General features: G+C 56.8%; 16 protein-coding genes. 9 read left to right on the top strand and 7 right to left on the bottom strand.

The window, feature by feature from the left end:
• Positions 1 to 100 precede the first annotated feature (100 nt).
• Both GS636_RS04105 and GS636_RS04110 read right to left on the bottom strand, forming a co-directional pair.
• A complete protein-coding gene (locus GS636_RS04105) occupies positions 101 to 1,222 on the bottom strand; it encodes a methyltransferase (protein ID WP_171668539.1) in 1,122 nt (373 codons plus the stop codon).
• Between the two features lie 2 nt (positions 1,223 to 1,224).
• The gene (locus tag GS636_RS04110; protein WP_171668540.1) at positions 1,225 to 2,094 is read right to left on the bottom strand and encodes a polyprenyl synthetase family protein; all 870 of its coding nucleotides are present in this window, start codon (positions 2,092 to 2,094) and stop codon (positions 1,225 to 1,227) included.
• A gap of 99 nt (positions 2,095 to 2,193) precedes the next feature.
• On the opposite strand from GS636_RS04110, the gene crtD reads away from it, so the two are divergent.
• Both crtD and crtC read left to right on the top strand, forming a co-directional pair.
• The gene (gene crtD, locus GS636_RS04115) at positions 2,194 to 3,771 is read left to right on the top strand and encodes a 1-hydroxycarotenoid 3,4-desaturase CrtD (RefSeq protein ID WP_171668541.1); all 1,578 of its coding nucleotides are present in this window, start codon (positions 2,194 to 2,196) and stop codon (positions 3,769 to 3,771) included.
• Positions 3,738 to 4,607, top strand: a complete 870-nt coding sequence (crtC, locus tag GS636_RS04120; RefSeq protein ID WP_371808692.1) for a carotenoid 1,2-hydratase — start codon at positions 3,738 to 3,740, stop codon at positions 4,605 to 4,607. Before crtD ends, crtC begins: the two co-directional genes overlap by 34 nt.
• Here the strand turns inward: crtC and GS636_RS04125 are convergent.
• Genes GS636_RS04125 through GS636_RS04135 form a run of 3 tightly spaced genes read right to left on the bottom strand, consistent with a single transcriptional unit; the run spans position 4,604 to position 7,676 of the window.
• Positions 4,604 to 5,086: a TspO/MBR family protein gene (locus GS636_RS04125; protein WP_171668542.1), complete on the bottom strand. Its 483-nt coding sequence runs from the start codon at positions 5,084 to 5,086 to the stop codon at positions 4,604 to 4,606. The two genes, crtC and GS636_RS04125, sit on opposite strands and share 4 nt — an antisense overlap.
• On the bottom strand, positions 5,086 to 6,129 hold the full coding sequence (gene crtB / locus GS636_RS04130; RefSeq protein ID WP_171668543.1) for a 15-cis-phytoene synthase: 1,044 nt from the start codon (positions 6,127 to 6,129) through the stop codon (positions 5,086 to 5,088). The genes GS636_RS04125 and crtB overlap by 1 nt, the downstream gene beginning before the upstream one ends.
• Positions 6,126 to 7,676 carry a phytoene desaturase gene (locus tag GS636_RS04135; protein WP_171668544.1) on the bottom strand — a complete coding sequence of 517 codons (1,551 nt, stop codon included), beginning with the start codon at positions 7,674 to 7,676 and terminating at the stop codon, positions 6,126 to 6,128. Before GS636_RS04135 ends, crtB begins: the two co-directional genes overlap by 4 nt.
• Positions 7,677 to 7,796: 120 nt before the next feature.
• Between GS636_RS04135 and crtA the strand changes: the two genes are divergently transcribed.
• Genes crtA through bchO form a run of 4 tightly spaced genes read left to right on the top strand, consistent with a single transcriptional unit; the run spans position 7,797 to position 12,027 of the window.
• Entirely contained in the window at positions 7,797 to 8,498 is a 702-nt protein-coding gene (gene crtA, locus GS636_RS04140) for a spheroidene monooxygenase (RefSeq protein ID WP_216602826.1), read from the top strand.
• Positions 8,495 to 9,502, top strand: a complete 1,008-nt coding sequence (gene bchI / locus GS636_RS04145; RefSeq protein WP_171668545.1) for a magnesium chelatase ATPase subunit I — start codon at positions 8,495 to 8,497, stop codon at positions 9,500 to 9,502. The genes crtA and bchI overlap by 4 nt, the downstream gene beginning before the upstream one ends.
• Positions 9,499 to 11,133, top strand: coding sequence for a magnesium chelatase subunit D (locus GS636_RS04150; RefSeq protein ID WP_171668546.1), 1,635 nt, complete (start codon positions 9,499 to 9,501; stop codon positions 11,131 to 11,133). The genes bchI and GS636_RS04150 overlap by 4 nt, the downstream gene beginning before the upstream one ends.
• A 3-nt stretch (positions 11,134 to 11,136) precedes the next feature.
• Positions 11,137 to 12,027 (top strand): alpha/beta fold hydrolase BchO, encoded by an 891-nt coding sequence (gene bchO / locus GS636_RS04155; RefSeq protein WP_171668547.1) that lies wholly within the window; start codon positions 11,137 to 11,139, stop codon positions 12,025 to 12,027.
• Here bchO and GS636_RS04160 read toward each other — a convergent pair.
• Positions 12,006 to 13,361: a PAS domain-containing protein gene (locus GS636_RS04160; RefSeq protein WP_171668548.1), complete on the bottom strand. Its 1,356-nt coding sequence runs from the start codon at positions 13,359 to 13,361 to the stop codon at positions 12,006 to 12,008. The two genes, bchO and GS636_RS04160, sit on opposite strands and share 22 nt — an antisense overlap.
• Positions 13,362 to 13,608: 247 nt before the next feature.
• On the opposite strand from GS636_RS04160, the gene GS636_RS04165 reads away from it, so the two are divergent.
• From GS636_RS04165 to GS636_RS04175, 3 genes are read left to right on the top strand one after another with little or no spacing between them, the layout of a single operon-like run.
• Entirely contained in the window at positions 13,609 to 14,250 is a 642-nt protein-coding gene (locus GS636_RS04165; RefSeq protein WP_171668549.1) for a biliverdin-producing heme oxygenase, read from the top strand.
• Entirely contained in the window at positions 14,250 to 16,547 is a 2,298-nt protein-coding gene (locus GS636_RS04170) for an ATP-binding protein (protein WP_171668550.1), read from the top strand. Before GS636_RS04165 ends, GS636_RS04170 begins: the two co-directional genes overlap by 1 nt.
• A 1-nt stretch (position 16,548) precedes the next feature.
• Complete coding sequence (locus GS636_RS04175) at positions 16,549 to 17,133, top strand: response regulator transcription factor (RefSeq protein WP_253762634.1); 585 nt, start codon at positions 16,549 to 16,551, stop codon at positions 17,131 to 17,133.
• A 512-nt stretch (positions 17,134 to 17,645) separates the two neighbouring features.
• Here GS636_RS04175 and GS636_RS04180 read toward each other — a convergent pair.
• Entirely contained in the window at positions 17,646 to 18,041 is a 396-nt protein-coding gene (locus GS636_RS04180; protein ID WP_216602815.1) for a phosphate-starvation-inducible PsiE family protein, read from the bottom strand.
• Between the last annotated feature and the right edge of the window lie 358 nt (positions 18,042 to 18,399).

The following is an 18,399-nucleotide window of genomic DNA, read 5'->3' on the forward strand; positions in this document are numbered from 1 at the left end:
CTTGGGACACCCGATGGGTGAGTCCCTGGCGAGCTATTATGTCAGTTTAACTTTACGTATGTATCTGTCAATTAAAACTGACACTTTGAGAGATTTCCCGCTATTGCGGCTTCACAGCTGTGATAACCCCTGTGATGTAACTTCGAAGCGGCTTTGGATGACTGACATCCACAAACCCTGCCTCAGCCAGCAATTCAGTTATATGTGCTGCCGAACGGGTTTTCCCGGTGCCCATCGCAAGAGTGTATATTGCAAAATAGACATCTGTGATCCGGTCCGGCCTTTCTCCACCGGACATCGGTTCAGAAATGACCAGACGTCCACCGGGCGGCAGTGCCTCGAACACCTTATTCAAAAGATCACGAACCGTCGCATCGTCGTGGTCATAAAGCACTCGGATCAGGCTGATTGCATCCGCTCCGGTTGGTAATGGGTCCGATCTAAAGCTGCCTGCAATGCAGTTGATGCGATCCGTCAGCGCGACGGACGCAAGATAAGCATTTGCGGCTGTGCGTGTTTCCGGCAGATCAAACAGTGTAAACTGCATCTGCGAATAGCGCCGCGCGACTTCGGCGAGAAAGGCACCGCTGCCACCTCCGATGTCCATAAGATGGTCTACACCGTGAAGTCGAATTTTGCGCAGGGTATCCTCGGCCACCAACCGCTGGCTGCGCGCCATCAAATGGGAATAGCGGTCTGCCTCTTCCCGGCCAACTTTGGATGCGTCGTGAACATAGGGCCAAAACTCGGCAAGCTCGGTGCTCGTGCTGTCGCGCAGGAATGCGCTTGGATCTTTAAGGTCGCGATACAAAGCGCGGTGATGAAGGATCATATCGGCAAGGCCGGGAACACCACGCAATGCCGCGCCCTTGCGTGCAAGGCCAAACTGACCCTTTCGCTGGCGTAGAAAACCCAAAGCCGCGCCAGCCTGCAAAAAAACCTGCAGACGTTCCGCATTCACCCCGATTTCATGGGCCAGTTGCCGTACCGATTTCGGGCCATCCGCCAAGCGGTCGAAAAGCTCAAACTCAACCAGTGCCATAAGCACCTGGCTTGAAACAAAGCCTTGAATAACCTCGAATATCTCGGCCCCGTCCCGCTTGGCATACCGGCGTGCAATCGGAAGGCGCATCGCAAAGGATTGCACATCACTCCGTCCCAAAAGACGTTCAAGCTTAGTGCTGATCGAAAAAGGGCCCGCAACAAGAGGCGACCGTTCCATTGTCAGGCCTTCGCAACTGCCGGCGTAACTGGTGTCAACGCTTCTGCCTGTTTGCGCACCAGTTGGGCCAAGATGGCTTCTCCCGGACAGGACGGAATCGAGGCGATTGCGCCGCTTAAGATATCATTCAACCGCTGTATTGCGCCCTTGATGCCAAACTGCTCGACCGCACTTGGACGACCGTGAAGATCATCCTGCCCGGCAGGCTTGCCAAGTGTCTTTTCATCGTAAAGCGCATCCCGAAGATCATCTGCGACCTGATAGGCTTCGCCAATCCGTGCACCCAATTCATACCAAGGTTCAGCATCGTGCCCGGCGGCAACGGCTCCCATTTGAGTCGCTGCAACAAACAACGCACCGGTCTTGGATCGGTGATAGGCGCTCAGATCAATGCTCTGTTCGCTCTCCCACCCTTGCCCAGCGCAGATGCCATTCGGCATACCCGTCTGCTGCGCTAACAAGGACAGCAGCCCCAGTGCGCGTTGCGGTTCATGCGTGGCGGCGCGTGTCAGAATGTCAAAGGCCAAGATGATCAAGCTGTCACCGGTCAAAACCGCCAAAGGTTCTGAAAACGCACGGTGAACAGATGGCTTGCCGCGCCGGATGTCCGCGTTGTCGAAACAGGGCAAATCATCGTGAACAAGACTTGCACAATGGATAATCTCAAGCGCAGCCGCGGCAGCATCTGCTACGGCGGGTCTATCGTCACCACAGGCCAGCGCGACGGACATCAAGATCGTCGGACGCACCCGCGCGCCGCCAGGAAAGCAAGCATAGTCCAAGGCCCTTGCAAGCTGATCCGGTGCTGGGGCAACCCTTGCGCGAGCAATGTTCTGCTGTATGGCACTATCGATCCTTGTCTTCAGTTCCATGCGCATCCCTTTGCTCTGACAACCCAGTGTGAAAGTTTAAATTGACACAATAGTGTAAATTACACTGGACAGTTATCCGTTCGGAGTCAACAATTCCTTATGAGCGCGAAACAAACGCATATGCGCCACGCGGTGGTCATCGGCGCGGGCATTGGCGGCCTGTGCAGCGCCGCGCGGATGTGCGCGTCCGGGTTCAGTGTGACTGTTCTCGAACGACAGGCCGATCCGGGCGGAAAGGTCAGGACTCTCCCCTCTGAAAGTGGTGCTGTTGATGCGGGCCCAACTGTTTTGACCCTCAGGCATATATTCGACGACGTCTTCGCCAATTTGGATGAGCGGCTGGACGATCACATTGAGCTCCACAAGCTGCCCATTATCGCTCGGCATTTCTGGCCCGATGGAACTAAGCTTGATCTGCACGACCGACTGGATGCAAACCGCAAAGCGATCAAAGAATTTGCCGGACCCGAGGCAGAGGCGGAATTCATGCGCTTTAACGCTGAAACCAAAGCCCTGTTTGTCGCTCTGAGCCCGACGATGATGGAGAAACCGCAGCCATCGCCAGTAGATCTTGCGACGACGTTTCTTCGGCACCCCGCATTGCTTGGGGCAATGGCGCCAATGCAAAGCCTTCGCGGGAAGCTGGCTCACAGGTTCAGTGACCCGCGTCTTGCTCAATTGTTCAACCGTTATGCAACCTACGTTGGTGGTCTGCCGCACCAGTCTCCTGCATTGCTCAGCCTCATTTGGCAAGCCGAAGCAGCAGGCGTTTGGTCGGTTAAGGGCGGTATGCAGTCCCTGCCAAAGGCGCTGGAGGCGTTGTGCAAGAGGCACGGTGCACGTTTTCAGTATGACACCGAGGTGACTTCGGTGTCTTGCGAAGACGGCCACGTTAAAGGTGTCGAATACAACGGCGGGACTACAATCGAGACAGATCTCGTGATCTTCAACGGGGATCCCCGAGCGCTGGCTAAAGGGGCGCTGGGGCCGGATGTGACTGGTGTCGCTCAGCAGACACTGAACACCCCACGCAGCCTGTCAGCGGTGGTGTGGAGTTTCGATGCAGTCCCGCGTGGTCTGGATCTGGAGCATCACAACGTTTTCTTCACCGATCCGAGCAGTCCGGAGTTTGAAGAATTGCAAGCCGGTCTCTTTCCCCGCCAGCAGTCGATTTATGTTTGCGCGCAAGACCGAGGACCGGTTATGCAAAAGTCCCCCGGGGTGCGCGAACGGTTCGAAATCATTCAGAACGCCCCGCCCCTTGGCACCGGCCCTGCACCCGATATGGAGTTCCAGATATGCCAAACGCGTACTTTCGACGTGCTTCGCCGCTTCGACCTGACCTTCGATCCGCTACCGGGGCAAGCCAACCTGACTCGCCCGGCGGATTTCGAGGCTCTGTTCCCCGAGAGCAGCGGATCACTCTACGGGCAGAGCCCGCATGGGCTGACGGCAGCGCTGAAGCGCCCGCGGGCGCGGACATCGATCAAGGGCTTATATCTGGTAGGCGGCGGCACACATCCGGGAGCGGGGCTGCCGATGGCTGCGCTCTCCGCCCGGCACGCGGTCGAGACGATCATGCAAGACCAAACTTCGCCCTCAACGTCCCGCCCAACGGCTATGCCTGGTGGTATGTCGACGGGATCAGCGACGATCAGAGCCGGGCAATCTCGATAATAGCCTTTATCGGTTCGGTTTTTTCGCCTTGGTATCGATGGTCGGGTCGCAAAGACCCGGAAAACCATGTCTGCATCAACGTGGCCACGTATGGACCCGGCGGACGGTTCACGATGACGGACAGGGGGCGTTCGGCCCTACGACTGACGCGCGATAGTATGACCGTTGGCCCCTCGTCGATGCGGTGGGACGGCGACAAGCTGATCATCGACATCAATGAGATGGGGGCTCCACCAATGATCTCGCCCGTTCGGGGACAGGTGGTTCTGGAACCGACAGCCCTGACCGATGTGGAACTGCCGCTGACTGCAGACAACACCCATGTCTGGCGACCGTTTGCCCCAACCGCGCGGATCGATGTCGATCTGACAGCCATGGGCTGGCAGTGGACTGGGCATGGGTATTTCGACGCGAATTTCGGAACCCGCGCACTGGAAGAGGACTTCTCGTATTGGTCATGGGGTCGCTTCCCGACCGCCGAGGGCGGCACCTGTTTTTATGACGCTCAACGACTGGACGGCTCAGCCTTGAGTCTGGCCGTGTCTTTCGATTCAAATGGCAGAGCCAAACCTGCCCCCCTGCCCCCCAAGGCACGGCTGAACCGTAGCCTTTGGGCCGTCCGGCGTGAGACGCGGGCAGACGAAGAGTATCGCCCCCGACAGGTGATGAACATGCTGGATGCACCATTCTACTCGCGTGCTATGGTCAGAACTCAACTGGGCGGAGTGGAAACAACCGGCGTGTATGAAGCGCTGGACTTACGCAGATTTCGGTCTCCGTTGTTGAAACCAATGTTGGCCTTGCGAGTCCCACGCCGCGCAAGCTGGACCTTTTAGGTTTCGATCGGAGGCGGGCTATTGGCAGTTTCGGGGTTTAGTTGGAGCACCGACCAATTCAACGCCGCCGCGACACTGACCCAAGCCAGATAGGGAACGAAGAGTACACCCGCCCAAGTATCGACGGACCAAAGCGCAAGCATGGTCGCCGCCACCGCAACCCAAAGCGCAGACAGCACCACCATTCCAGCCCGCAAACGCCGCAAGCCAAAGAAGACCGGCGTCCAAAGCGTGTTGATCGCGATCTGCAACCCCCAAAGTGCCAGCGCGAGGCTTGCATCACCAGCCACCGCAGCACGGGCCCCTGCCCAGCTCATACAAACGTAAAGTGTCGTCCAGGCCACCGGGAATAACCAGTTCGGCGGTGTCCACGATGGCTTTCGCAGGTCACGATACCACTGGCCCGGCGGAAACATACCGCCAGTCGCACCGGCTGCAGCACAAGCTGCAAAGAAGATCAGAAAATACAGAATAAACATTATCTTGCATGCGTCCGTACTGAGGCCATAGTGTGCCGTCGCCGGGCGTTTTCCGACGTCTGCAACTGCGCAAAGGCTGTGTACAACGTATCGCTCCAATCCGTTTGAGCGGGCCGGTTATGCGCCGCAGCGTCCACCAGAAATGCGGTTTCAGTCAAGGGCCGAGCGTATAGGCGAGGTGACCGAGGCGCAACCGCGCTCAACGCAGTACGGCACAGGGACCACATCAGCCAGCCGAGTTTTTGCCCCTGCCCCGTCCGCGCACGCTGCGACACGCTGTCAAAACCGGACTTGCGAATTTGCCCGCCGATACCGGCATAAACAAAACGCGCGGCATAAATTCCCGGGCGACATTGCAATGGCAGTTCCGCAATTCCCGTCTCTGACCGCACATACAGGTCTTGCGCGTGTTTCAATAACCGAGAGACACAGATGCGTATGCCCGGCTCGGTGCGTGGATCTGCCATGAAAGCATTCGCGTCGACGCCTTCCTGCTTAAGCCATTTCAACGGCAGGTAAAGACGGTTTTCACGCGCATCCTCGCCAACATCACGGGCGATGTTGGTTAATTGCATGGCGACACCGAGATCACAGGCCCGCGCCAGAGCGTCCGCGTCGCGCTCGCCCATAAGCACAGACATCATCACACCCACGGCACTCGCAACCCGTGCGGAATACGCGATCAGATCTGAGATATCATCGTAACGCCGCTCCATCGCGTCCCAAGCAAGACCTTCCAGCAAGGCTTCGGGCAAAGCGCGGGGCATCTCATACCCCTGCACCAGCGCTGCGAACGCCCGGTCTGGTGCCGCATTACGCGGACGTCCGGCATAGACCAGCTCCAATCGTTCTTTCAGCATCAGAACGGCGGCGGCCTTTTCGGTTTTCAGATCAACCTCGTCATCCGCCAGCCTACAGAACGCATAGAGCGCCAGCGCCGGATCGCGCACTGACTGTGGCAGCAGCTTGGAGGCCGCATGGAAAGACAAGGACCCGTGCCGGATCGCATCCCGGCAGAATTGCATATCCTGGGGGTCGATCATCGCACACCCACCGGATCAGGGACGAGTTTCGCCAACACTTCGGCACTGCTGACCACGCCCGGCAAGCCCGCGCCTGGATGTGTACCTGCACCAACCAGATACAGCCCTTTTGCTTCTTCGCTGATGTTGTGCGGCCGGAACCATGCGCTTTGAAGGATGCGGGGCTCAATTGAAAACCCGCAGCCCAAAGGTGACAAGTAGCGGTCGCGGAACGTGTCCGGCGTGAATACCTCGGACGCTGTCAGGTGCTGGCCCAATCCGGGCAAAAGCTGATCCTCCAGCACCGCTTGCACGCGCTGGCGGTAGGTCTCGGCATGCGTGACCCAATCAACGGAACTGTCATGCCCCAGATGCGGCACGGGGCTGAGGGCATAAAAGGTGTCATCCCCCTCAGGCGCTGCGGTCGGATCGGTCAGCGACGGGCGATGGACATAGAGGCTCATGTCCTCGGCCAGACGCCCCTTTTTGAAGATATCGTTGATCAGCCCGCGATAGCGCGGCCCGTTCAGGATCGTGTGGTGCCCAACATCGGGCCACAGATTGCGGGTGCGTTTGGTTCCAAAATACCAAACGAACAGACCCATGGACCAACGGGTGCGCTTTAGCCGGGCATCGGTCCAGCGTTTGCGCCCGGTTTTACGCAGAAGCTTGGTGTAGGTATGGCCCGGGTCGGCGTTGGAGACGATGATGTCTGCGTTGATCACCTCTCCAGAGGTTAGCTTCACACCTTGCGCCGCGCCACCAGAGATCAGAATCTCATCCACCTCGGCATTCTGACGCACAAGCCCGCCCTGATCGCGAACGACATTGCGCATGGCTTCGGCAATAGCCGCGACACCGCCAATGGCGTAATGCACGCCAAACGCCTTTTCCAGATGGCTGACCAGAATATACATCGAGGTCACCTGCGTTGGGTCTCCGCCAATGAACAAAGGATGAAAGCTGAACGCCATCCTCAGGCGCGGGTCCTTGAACCGTCGCGCTGCGTGGGCATAGACCGAGCGATCCGCGCGCATCCGGGCGAAGGTCGGCAGGACCTTGATCAGGTCCCAAAGACGGTTCATCGGACGACGTCCGAGATCTTCGAAGCCAAATAGATAGCGCGCTTCGCTGTCCTTCAGGAACTTGCGCAAGCCCTTCACGTCGCCGGGCGACAGGCGTGCGACTTCGGTCTCCATTTCATCAGCGCCCTGCCGCGCTGCAAACTTCGAGCCATCCGGCCAGCGGATTTCGTAGAACGGGTCCAGCGAGACCAGCTTCACGTCCTCGTCAAAGTCGCGCTCGCAATCGGCCCAAAGGTCGCGAAAAACCTCGGGCACAGTTACAATCGTAGGACCCAGATCAAACCGATGTCCCTCGCGCCAGATAGCCGAACCGCGTCCACCGGGCATATCCAGCCGGTCCAGAACGCTGACACGGTAGCCTTTCGCCCCCAGCCGCATCGCAGCGGCCAAACCACCCAGTCCCGCACCGATCACCACGGCATGAGACCGGTCATCCCCAACAGGGATCGCGTCTTGGGTCAGTTGCGCGTCAAGGCGAGTCATACGTTAGCGGCCCAATCTGTTCACTTAAATTGACACACTCCATCAAAAGTCTTCCGGTTTTGACGTTAATATGTCAATCTAAATTGACACTATGGAGGTTCGATCATTCAAGTCGCAACCCTGAGCCTGTTTCGTTTCGACGGCGTTTTCAGCCGTCTCGGTGCCTTTGCTATGATGGGCTTGGCACGCTGGCCGTTGTCGCGACTCAACGGGCTGGAATTCTGGAAACTCTGCGGCTCTGGCACCGGCGAAGGGTTTACGCCGCGCCCCAATACCGCCGTTTGGGCTGTCTTATGTGTCTGGTCAGATGAAAAAACGGCGCAGAGCCTCCTGAAATCCGCCAGCCCGTTCAGATGGTATCGAAACCATGCTTGCGAACATTGGACTGTGTTCCTACGCCCGATCTCATCCCGCGGCGCTTGGTCGGGGCAGAACCCGTTCCATATCGACAGTCCGACGCCCACTGGGTCGCTTACGGCAGCACTCACCCGCGCGACGCTGAAGCCGAAGATCCTGATGCGGTTCTGGCGCAGGGTACCGGATATCAGTCAGATGATCGGCTCGAACTCGGATGTGCTGATGAAGGTCGGGTTGGGAGAGGTACCGTTCCTTAATCAAATTACGTTCTCGATCTGGCCAGATACCGGATCGATGGCCGCCTTCGCCCGTCACCCCGGCCCGCATTCCGAGGCCGTGAAAGCGGTGCGTGAAGGCAATTGGTTCCGCGAAGAGCTTTACGCAAGGTTCGACGTCATAAACGAAGCCGGCCACTGGGAAGGGAAGCACCCGGTGGTTTTGAAGGAGGGTCAGGACAACACATGACGCACGCGTTTCCATTCTCCGCAATTGTAGGTCAGGACCAGATGAAGCTCGCCATGATCCTGACAGCGATTGATCCGAAACTTGGTGGGGTCCTTGTCTTTGGCGACAGGGGCACCGGCAAATCCACCGCCGTCCGCGCGTTGGCCGCTTTGCTGCCACCGATCTCGGCGGTTGAGGGCTGCCCGGTGCAATCCGCAACACAGTCCGCTTGCCCGGATTGGGCCGAGGTGGCTGAAGATGCGCAGGTTCTCGACTACCCCACCCCTGTCGTCGATTTGCCTTTGGGCGCGACCGAAGATCGGGTGACCGGCGCTTTGGACATCGAGCGCGCCTTGGTGAATGGCGAGAAGGCCTTTCAACCTGGGCTGCTGGCACAAGCGAACCGGGGATACCTTTACATTGATGAGGTCAACCTGCTGGAAGATCACCTCGTCGATCTACTCTTGGATGTGGCCCAAACCGGAGAAAATGTGGTCGAGCGCGAGGGGCTTTCGATCCGTCATCCGGCTCGGTTCGTGTTGGTCGGGTCTGGCAACCCCGAAGAAGGCGAACTGCGTCCGCAATTGCTGGACCGGTTTGGCCTGTCGGTCGAAGTACGGTCACCTGATGATATCGATCAAAGGGTCGAAGTGGTACAACGCAGGGATGCGTTTGAGTTGCAACCCGACAAGTTCCTGAAGAAATGGCACCGCGAGGACACCCGTGTACGCAAAGCCATACTAACTGCGCGTGAAACCCTGCCAGACATCAAAATCCGCAAGCGCGAACTACGCGACTGCGCGGAACTGTGCATTGCGCTCGGCTCGGACGGGTTGCGTGGAGAACTGACCCTTGTTCGCGCCTGCCGTGCATTGGCGGCTTACGAAGGCGCGGCCTCGGTCACGCGTCGGCACATCCGTCGTATTGCGCCGATCGCGCTGGCCCACCGCCTGCGCCGCGACCCGATGGACGAGGCCGGATCTGTTGCCCGCGTCCGCCGAGCATTGGATGAGGTCTTGGGATGACACCCTCGCCCGATCCATGGGCGCATGTGTGGCGCAGCCTGCGCCTGTTCGCCGTCGACCCGGTTGGATTGGGCGGCATTGGGTTGCGTGCCCGCGCTGGACCCGCCCGCGATGTTTGTGTGGCGACACTGCCTGATCTGGGCTTACCACACCAGCGGCTGCATCCTTCTCTGACGGATGCCGAGCTATTTGCCTCGATGGATTTCGCGGCAACCCTTGCAAAAGGACAGCAAATCTATCGCCAAGGTCTTTTGCACCGACCAGCGGCTTATCACCTGTGCATGGCGGAACGCTGTCATTATCAACTGGCCGCCAAACTGGCGCGCAGGTTGGATGAAGGTCATTCCTGCCTGATTGCCTTCGATGAAGGCGCCGAGCCTGAGGAAACACTGGCCCCAGCCTTGGCCGACCGCCTTGCCTTGCGCATTGATCTGACTGATTTGCGCGCGTGCGATCCGCCTGCCATAGACACCGAAGATTTGAATTACGCGCGTGCTCTGCTACCAGCCGTTCAGACAAAGGCAACGGATATTTCCACCCTTGTGCATCTTTCTGCACGGCTGGGCATCCCCAGCCTGCGCGCGCCATCTTTTGCATTGAAAGCCGCTCGATGTAATGCAGCGCTGAGTGGGCGAATGCTTGTGGAAACCGAAGACCTCGAAATCGCAGCCACGTTGGTTCTGGCGCATCGTGCGACCTGCCTGCCTGCCCCAGAACCCGAGGCCGAAGCGCTCACCCCCGAACAGCCAGCGCCCTCCTCGCCATCAGATAGTAACCCCGATCAGGACGTGCTGGTTGAAGCCGTGCGGATAGCCTTACCCGAAGGGCTTCTGCCACACGCATGCTCCCGCCGCGCCGGAGCCACAGGAACTGGCGCCGGAGACGCGCGCATTGCTAAACAACGCGGACGGCCCATCGCGTCGCGTCGCCGCAGGCCGGACGGACGCAGCCGGGTTGATCTGATCGCCACGCTGCGCATGGCCGCGCCCTGGCAGAAACTGCGGCGCGCCGCCGAGGGCCATGTCAGCGTGCTACCCAGCGATATCTGCCTGAAACGGTTTGAGACCCAGACCGAACGGTTGCTGATCTTCCTTGTCGATGCCTCAGGATCAGCCGCACGTGCCCGCTTGAACGAAGCCAAGGGCGCGGTCGAACACCTGCTGGCCCGCGCCTATTCCCATCGAGATCAAGTGGCCCTGATCGGGTTCCGCAATGACTCGGCTGATGTCCTTCTGCCCCCGAATCGGTCTTTGGTCTTGGCAAAGAGACGACTGGCCGCCCTGCCAGGAGGTGGCGCGACGCCATTGGCTGACGGGCTGCAATGCGCAGGGATAATGGCGGGTAGCGCTCATAAGCGGGGCATGACCCCAACCGTGATCCTGCTAACAGATGGCCGTGCGAACGTGGCGCTGGATGGCCAGAGAAACCGACAAAAGGCCACCGAAGATGCAGAACACACCGCCGATTGGCTGCGCGCCTCTAAAATCCGCAGCGTTGTTCTGGATACCGCCATCCGCCCCCAGAAGGCGCTTCAAAGTCTCGCACATCGAATGGGCGCCGACCATGTCGCCCTGCCCCGCGCGACCACTGCGGGGCTGACGCAGGCGATTGAAACCGCAGTTCACACCTGAGCGATGGACTGGCAGCGCGACTTACCAACCTGGCCGCACAATGCATGGTCTCGACGCGTAGTCTGCGCACCACATCGCTGGCATGTACAAGAACATGGCAAAGGACCAACGTTGCTTTTCCTGCATGGTGCGGGCGCTTCAACTCATAGCTGGAACGCAATGATGACAGAGCTTTCGCGGGATCATCATGTCGTTGCAATCGATCTGCCCGGACATGGTTTCACGACTCTGGGTGCCTCGAACCGCAGCGGATTGACCCAGATGACCGAAGATGTCGCCGCTCTTTGCAAACAGGAAGGGTGGCAGCCGCAGAAGGTTATTGCCCATTCCGCCGGGGCCGCAATCGCTCTGCAACTCTGTGAACATCACCTGACGCTGGACACTCGGCCTCAATCCGTTTTGGCGATAAACCCGGCCTTCACTGACTTTGATGGTTTAGCGGGAGTGCTCTTCCCGCTCATAGCCAAGTCTTTGGCCGTGAACCCGCTGACACCGTGGCTCTTCACACTTGGTCCTGACGCCATGTCTCGTGCAAAACGGTTGATCGCTTCAACCGGGTCAACGATCCCTGCCGAGCAACTGTCGCTGTATGCAAGGCTGTTGAAGGACCGCAAACATGTTCAGGGGGCTTTGTTCATGATGGCGCAATGGTCGTTGAGGGGCTTCAAAACAACCCTTTCCCAATCGCAGACCCCGATGGAAATCGTCGTTGGCCTGAATGATCAGGCAGTGCCGCCGGACCGTACTGCTGAGGTGCAAAAATCGCTTCCAAACTCGACGCTGACCGAACTGCCCAATCTTGGGCATCTTGCGCATGAAGAAGCGCCAGAGCTGTTCGTTTCGCTTGTCCGCTCAGCGATTGAAGACTCCCGTCAATCGGACCCAAGACCGTAACGGTCCAACTTGCTGTAGAGACCTTGCCTGCTGAGGCCCAACACCTTGGCCGTCGCGGCTCGGTTATTGCCAGTCAGTTTCAGCGCAGCAAGTATCAGGTTTTTCTCCAGACCCGACGTTTCTTCCTGAACCAATTCGCGTAGCGGAGCCTTTCCGATCCGACTGAGCATCGCCTCAATCGACGCGTCAGCGACGAAATTTGCGCTATCGTTGGTCAACCGGGTTGAAAGGTTCCGAAAAACGAACCCGATCCTGCGAGGATCAGAGTCAGGGATTACAGTCCCGGAAAGCTCGACTTCAAGGGTTTGACCGTTGGGCCGTCTAACGCTGGCAGGTAGGGAGCGAATGCGGGGGTTATCCCTTAGAATTTTCAGTACGGAAGCGAAATCCAAGTCCGCAGGATCAAAGAACTCACCTAAACCCCGCTCGGAAGTCGACGGGGCGAGATGGACCAGTTCCTCAAACGCCGTGTTGTGCCAAATGACTTTACCCGCATCGTCAGTGACGACAATGGCTTCAACTGCCGCTCGAACCCATTCGACGAGAACGTCTTCGGTCACCATCTGCCCACCCTCAGACCCTGCCGGGCGCAACCGCACAACGGCCGTTTCGGTACCGCCGAAACTCGGCGAAACGTCCAAAATAAGCGGCTGCCCGTTTGAAAAGCGCGCTTGCATCGATGCCGGAGCCTGCGTACGCGCGACGGCATCAAGGAGCGCTTTCAGCTCTTTGTGATCCGATTTTCGAAACAGGGAAACAACTGGCCGGTTCGATAGCGATTCCAGTTCTTCCCCCAGAGTTTTGGCAACCGCCGGATTGGCGTCAATAATCTGCCCGGAGGCCACGTTCACAATCAAAAACGGCTCTGACCCAATGCTGAACAGGGTTCTGTATTCAGCCTCGATCCGTTTCTGAGCATCGAGCTTTTCTCCCATCATCCGATGCAATTCGACGACACGGTTTTGCAATTCCGAAAACGCGCTGATGTCCCTACCCAATACGATACCCGGGTGCGCCTCTTCCATAGGCGCGATCGAGTAGGCGATCGTTTTCGTACGGTCGTCGCCCGTCTCGTGCTGAACCACACATTCCCGCCGGAGTTGGTCATTTGCAGCGTCTGACAGGAACTCCCGGAACTGGGCACAAGCGTCGCCGGGTAGAGCATCACTGATGTATTGTCCTCCCCAACTGGAGGCCCCAAGGCTGTCGAGCAACTTTGAATCTCCGATGATATCGTTGATCAGGCCATCCTCACTAACGAAAAGAAGGACATCCGCCGCGTGTGTCAGCAAAGACTTCAGTGTCCCAGCATCAAGTTCGGAAAATTGGGTCAACAAACCCGTGTCTTGACTACTCACAACGCCGTCTCACCTTTTCCAGTGTAAAAAAGCAATACCGCAGAACTACCAGATTTTCAAATCGCTCACCCAGTGTCTCATTGATTTTGCACCAGATTTTTTTCACGATAGACCTAAGTTATGAGCGCACGGTCGTTTCGAAATGATCCTGCCAAGCTTGTGGAGGTCTCGTTCATCGCCTTGGTCCGTAGACTTGCCAATTGCGCAGATCGGAGGAAAACATTTGAAAGCTCTGTCAAAAATGGACGGCCAGTCCTTGCGGGCGGTATTGCGGAACGAAACGGACGTCTTGCACAACAAACTGCACGCGCAATTCAGTTTCGCGGCGCTGCTCGACGGTACGCTACAACGGTCTGAATATCAGGCGTTAATTAAACGCTTGCATGGGTTTTATGCGCCATTGGATGATGCGGTCTTAGCGGCGCTGGCCGACGATGACGTTTCGACACCACCTTTCTGGTACGAGAAAAGATCGCGCCTGATTGCGCAGGATATCCGCGATCTGGAAGTTGACCACGACAACGTTTCGACCGGTCCAACCTGCAGAGAAATTGCCGAGGTTGTGACACCGAAAACGGTAGGTGGTGTGCTTTACGTCGTTGAGGGTGCAACAATGGGCGGGGCGCTCATCAACAAGGCCGCGGAAAGGCTTCTGAGCACAGACAATACACTTGGCAGAAAATATTGGGACTGGTGCCGAGTCGAAGGCCGAAACCGGTGGCGCTTGACCCTGCAATATCTGGACCACCTGCAGTTTTCCGCAAGTTCGCTTGATGATCTTGTGTCTGGCGCAAAGGACACGTTTCGTTTGCTGGACGACTGGCTTGCGCCACTGGATCCGAGACCCAAACAGGGAGCGGTTTGATGTCCAATGGCGTCGATCTCAGCACGTGCGACCGCGAACCGATCCATCTGATCGGGGCTGTTCAGCCTCATGGCGCGCTGGTTGCCCTATCGGAAAAAACCCTCGAAATCGAATACGCCAGCCAGAACACGTACATGTTCGTCGGTGCTGCGGCTGAAGCCATTCTGGGCAGGCACATCTCCGAACTGATTGGCGATGAAAATACTTGGCGATTGCTTGAATTGCCTTTGGAGCCGTCCAACCCGGAACTCCTGAAACCCTGGTTCTTCAGCATTAAAAGCAGATCCGGCGATGTGCTTCGCGTCGAGTGCTTTCCGCACAAATATGGCGGCCATATTATTCTGGAATTCGTCGAACCCGAACCCAACCCCACTGCCGTTTGGGAAGACGAAATTCTGCGGCAGGGCATCATTTCCGAGCTCGTCAAACCCGGTGTTCTGGTCGAGATTGCCGAAGCCAGTGCCAAGATGATCCGGGACGTGACCGGTTTTGACCGCGTCATGATCTACAAATTCGCCGAAGACAAACACGGTGAAGTCATCGCCGAGAGTACAAACCGACCGGACAGCTTTCTGGGTCTGCACTACCCTGCGTCTGACATACCCGATCCAGCGCGCCGCCATTTTACGTTGAATGTCATCCGCACCATCCCCGACATAAACGGGACACGAATCCCGATCGTCTCCCGGTCAGGCGAGGTGGCCAGCGAAACGTCCTCTCGTCCACTTGATCTGACGTACTCGAAACTGCGCGCGGTGGCTCAGGTTCATGTCGAGTACCTGAACAATATGGGTGTTAGTGCAAGCCTTTCGATCTCGCTGGTGACAAACAATGAACTTTGGGGGCTGGTCGCCTGCCATCATTACAGCAAACGCCTCGTGTCCTCCAGCAGGCTGCGATTTGCAGAGCTTCTGGCCAGCACGACCTCAGCCCTGCTTCAAAGCATCGAAAACACAAACCAACTGAAAAAATGCATTACCGCGGAAAAGACCGCATTCCAAATCGAACAGCGCGCGCGAAGCGGAGCTGCTTTGAGTGATCTGGTCAGAGATCAGGCCGAAGCCTTGATGGAGATGATAGACGCCCAAGGCTTGGTTCTGGTTCTGGGTCGCACAGTCACCACAGTCGGTTCGGTACCATCGCATCCAATCGAATTTCAGCCTTTACGCGCACATTCCAATGACGGTGTCGCAACGTCCTCGCATCTGTCCTCAATGACGCAACTGAATGATGAGCAAATCGAACTGGCAGCCGGCGCAGCGTTTCTGGAACTTTCGGATGATGGGAAAGACTATTTGGTTCTCCTGCGTTCGGAATATGTCCAGACGATCAGCTGGGCCGGGAAACCCGAGAAGATTGAAACGCAAACAGATAAAGGTGCAACCCGCCTTTCGCCACGCGGCTCATTCGCGCTTTGGAGCGAGGAGCGACGCGGACAAAGCAAACCTTTTGACGCCATGGACCGGGATGCCTTGCGCATCCTACGGCGTGCGCTTTTTGCATTGAACAGTCTGGAACATGAACAGGCCGCGTTAGAGGCGCAGAAGAAAGCAGAAGCTGAGAAAATCAAGTTGCGCCATGCTCTGCTTGACGCAGCTCGGGCAAGTTCGATGGGGGAATTGGCCTCGGCCATCGCACATGAACTCAATCAACCCCTTACGGCGGTATCGAACTATGTAAACGCGTGCCGTCAAGAGTTGGTTCGGTCCGGCGTCGAAATTCCAGAGCCCGCCCAAAACCATATTGATATGGCCGTCAACGAGACAGCGCGCGCAGGCGAATTGGTTCAACGCATCAGAAATTTCATTTCCAGCGGTGATCTTAACACTGACCTCATTGACATCAACAAAGTGATACAACAGGGGCTGGATCTGGCATTGGTCGCAAGCGAGCTTCCTGACCTGCAAGTGACCACCCATCTTGATCACGGTTTGCCTAAGGTCGTGGGAGACCCGGTTCAACTATCGCAGGTAGTCCTCAATCTGGTGCGCAACAGTCTTCAGGCCATGGAAAACCGTGAAGACCACCGGCTGACCATAGAAAGCAAGAGGCTGGGAAACCATGTTCAGGTCGTGGTTCGGGATTCCGGGCCCGGGATTCCTGATGAGATACAGGACTTTCTTTTCGAGCCACTACGCGCAACGACAACAATGGGCATGGGTATTGGCTTATCTTTGTGCCGTTCTATCCTTGAAGCACATGGCGGAAAAATCTGGGTTGAACCCGCGCCCACCGGTGCGACTATGGTCTTCAACCTACCGCTGAATGAGGAAGCAAATGTCTACCAAGCTCAATGACATGCTGATCTACGTTGTAGAAGACGATACGGCAGTCTTGAACTCACTCTGCGCTGTCCTCGAAGCCTATGGATATCAAACAGAGCCTTTGACATCAGCTGAAGCTTTTCTTGATCAGTTCGACAGGCATGCAAATTCCTGTCTCATTATGGATCTTCGACTGCCGGGCATGAGCGGGATGGAACTACTTAAGCATCTGAGCGAAACGGATGCGCGCTGCCCAGTTATCGTAATCACAGCGCATGGCGACGTACCTGCCGCTGTTCAGGCCATGCGGCTGGGCGCCGTTGACTTTATCGAAAAGCCACCGCCCGTTGAACAAATTCTTGAGGCAATCAAATCGGCTGAAACCAGTATTGCCAACAAGCCGATTTCAACTGTGCCAAAGAAAATCGTAGAAGAGCGCCTGTCGAAACTGACGGATCGCGAACATCAGGTTTTGCAGTTGCTTCTTGAAGGCAAGCTCAACAAAGAGATTGCCGGTGAACTCGGGCTTAGCCGTCGCACGGTTGAAGTTCACCGATCCCGCATCCGCGAAAAAATGCAGGCACGCGGAATCGCAGACCTCATCAGGATGACGGAATAGAGCGACGGCTACACTTATACGTATTACTACGTAGTGGATCACCACAACTACCGGGCGACCCGAAACCTACCTACCCTAATGCTCACCGCAACTTAGGGGAAAGAACGTGCCAACTGACGCAAGTCAGCCTTTTGACGGCAGCACGCAGCATGGTCCTGCACCCAACGGAGCATCAGGTGCTACGACTTACCTGATTGAGTTGGATGCTGAGCTCGCCGCCGCGGCCGAAGGATGGCGAAAAGCAAACAGGATTAAATCAACGAATGAAGCTCTGTCCGAGCTCGTTCGCCTTGGGTTGCTCAGCGAAATTTCTCAGTTGCACGATCTGGTCGCCTCAATCAGAAACTCGATAAAGAAATGACCTTTCTTCCAATGCTTGGAAGCAGTTCCCAAGTTATTGTCAGTCGTTGATAGTACGACGCCTTTGCAGTGATTTTTGCCCACTCCCGGATTTCATTCTGAGTTGAACCTCATTTTGTAGATTTCGGATGGTTGCTGTGAAACAGACCAGCTTAGGTTTTCTCTTTCAAGGCCGTTGTCCGATCGACCCAGAGCAGCAACGCAAAAGCACCACCCAATGCCAACACAGCCGCGGCCAAACCAAAAATCAGAATGCCCGAAACCTGATCCATTTCCATGACGATCAGTTTTCTGACTACGGCCAAAATACCGATCATCAACACGATCCTGACCTGCTCATAGCCCTTGCTGCCCATTACCATAAGATGCACCGAATGCGCCAACTCCAGCGCAATAATAGCCCCGAGAAGTAGTGCAAAAAGCTGTTGTAGGTCCTCATATGACACCTCCGCACCTGATGAGGTCACAGCATTTGCGATCTCCCTCAGGAAACTGCCGGTCGCAAGCAGGATAACAACCATGGTGCCAAGTAGCAGGACAACGGCCACTGCTGACGAAAAAATTCCATACGCTTGGTTAACAATATTGCGCATACCGAAGAAGTAATTCGGAATGCTTAAAAGTCATCCAAGGGCCGGAATTCCCCTGACCTATTCCCGTGCCAAGAGAGACGGGAGTCCGATGAGGTCAAAAAGTCGACGGAAGACCCAGATTCTGCTCGCGAACTCCTATTGAAAATCATAAGAATTGAAATCGGGCGCGACTTGCGGTCTCAAGTATTTCTCCGGGAGTTTGTCATGATCCCCGAAGAAAAACCCGACCCCGCCGTGACGCGAAAGGCAACGGCCTTCGGCTGAACAGCCAGAGCGTTTCAGCAAGGTACTACATTCACAGAGTTCCCGACAA

Origin of the sequence: Ruegeria sp. HKCCD4884 (assembly GCF_013110855.1) — a bacterium.
Taxonomy (GTDB): domain Bacteria; phylum Pseudomonadota; class Alphaproteobacteria; order Rhodobacterales; family Rhodobacteraceae; genus Ruegeria.

What these genes read in the sequence shown, in the direction of transcription:
- GS636_RS04125 (WP_171668542.1), bottom strand. Translation starts at nt 5,086, where the DNA reads ATGTTTATTCTGTATTTTCTGATCTTCTTTGCAGCTTGTGCTGCAGCC.
- crtD (WP_171668541.1), top strand. Translation starts at nt 2,194, where the DNA reads ATGAGCGCGAAACAAACGCATATGCGCCACGCGGTGGTCATCGGCGCG.
- GS636_RS04110 (WP_171668540.1), bottom strand. Translation starts at nt 2,094, where the DNA reads ATGGAACTGAAGACAAGGATCGATAGTGCCATACAGCAGAACATTGCT.
- bchO (WP_171668547.1), top strand. Translation starts at nt 11,137, where the DNA reads ATGGACTGGCAGCGCGACTTACCAACCTGGCCGCACAATGCATGGTCT.
- bchI (WP_171668545.1), top strand. Translation starts at nt 8,495, where the DNA reads ATGACGCACGCGTTTCCATTCTCCGCAATTGTAGGTCAGGACCAGATG.
- GS636_RS04175 (WP_253762634.1), top strand. Translation starts at nt 16,549, where the DNA reads ATGCTGATCTACGTTGTAGAAGACGATACGGCAGTCTTGAACTCACTC.
- GS636_RS04105 (WP_171668539.1), bottom strand. Translation starts at nt 1,222, where the DNA reads ATGGAACGGTCGCCTCTTGTTGCGGGCCCTTTTTCGATCAGCACTAAG.
- crtB (WP_171668543.1), bottom strand. Translation starts at nt 6,129, where the DNA reads ATGATCGACCCCCAGGATATGCAATTCTGCCGGGATGCGATCCGGCAC.
- GS636_RS04170 (WP_171668550.1), top strand. Translation starts at nt 14,250, where the DNA reads ATGTCCAATGGCGTCGATCTCAGCACGTGCGACCGCGAACCGATCCAT.
- GS636_RS04150 (WP_171668546.1), top strand. Translation starts at nt 9,499, where the DNA reads ATGACACCCTCGCCCGATCCATGGGCGCATGTGTGGCGCAGCCTGCGC.
- GS636_RS04135 (WP_171668544.1), bottom strand. Translation starts at nt 7,676, where the DNA reads ATGACTCGCCTTGACGCGCAACTGACCCAAGACGCGATCCCTGTTGGG.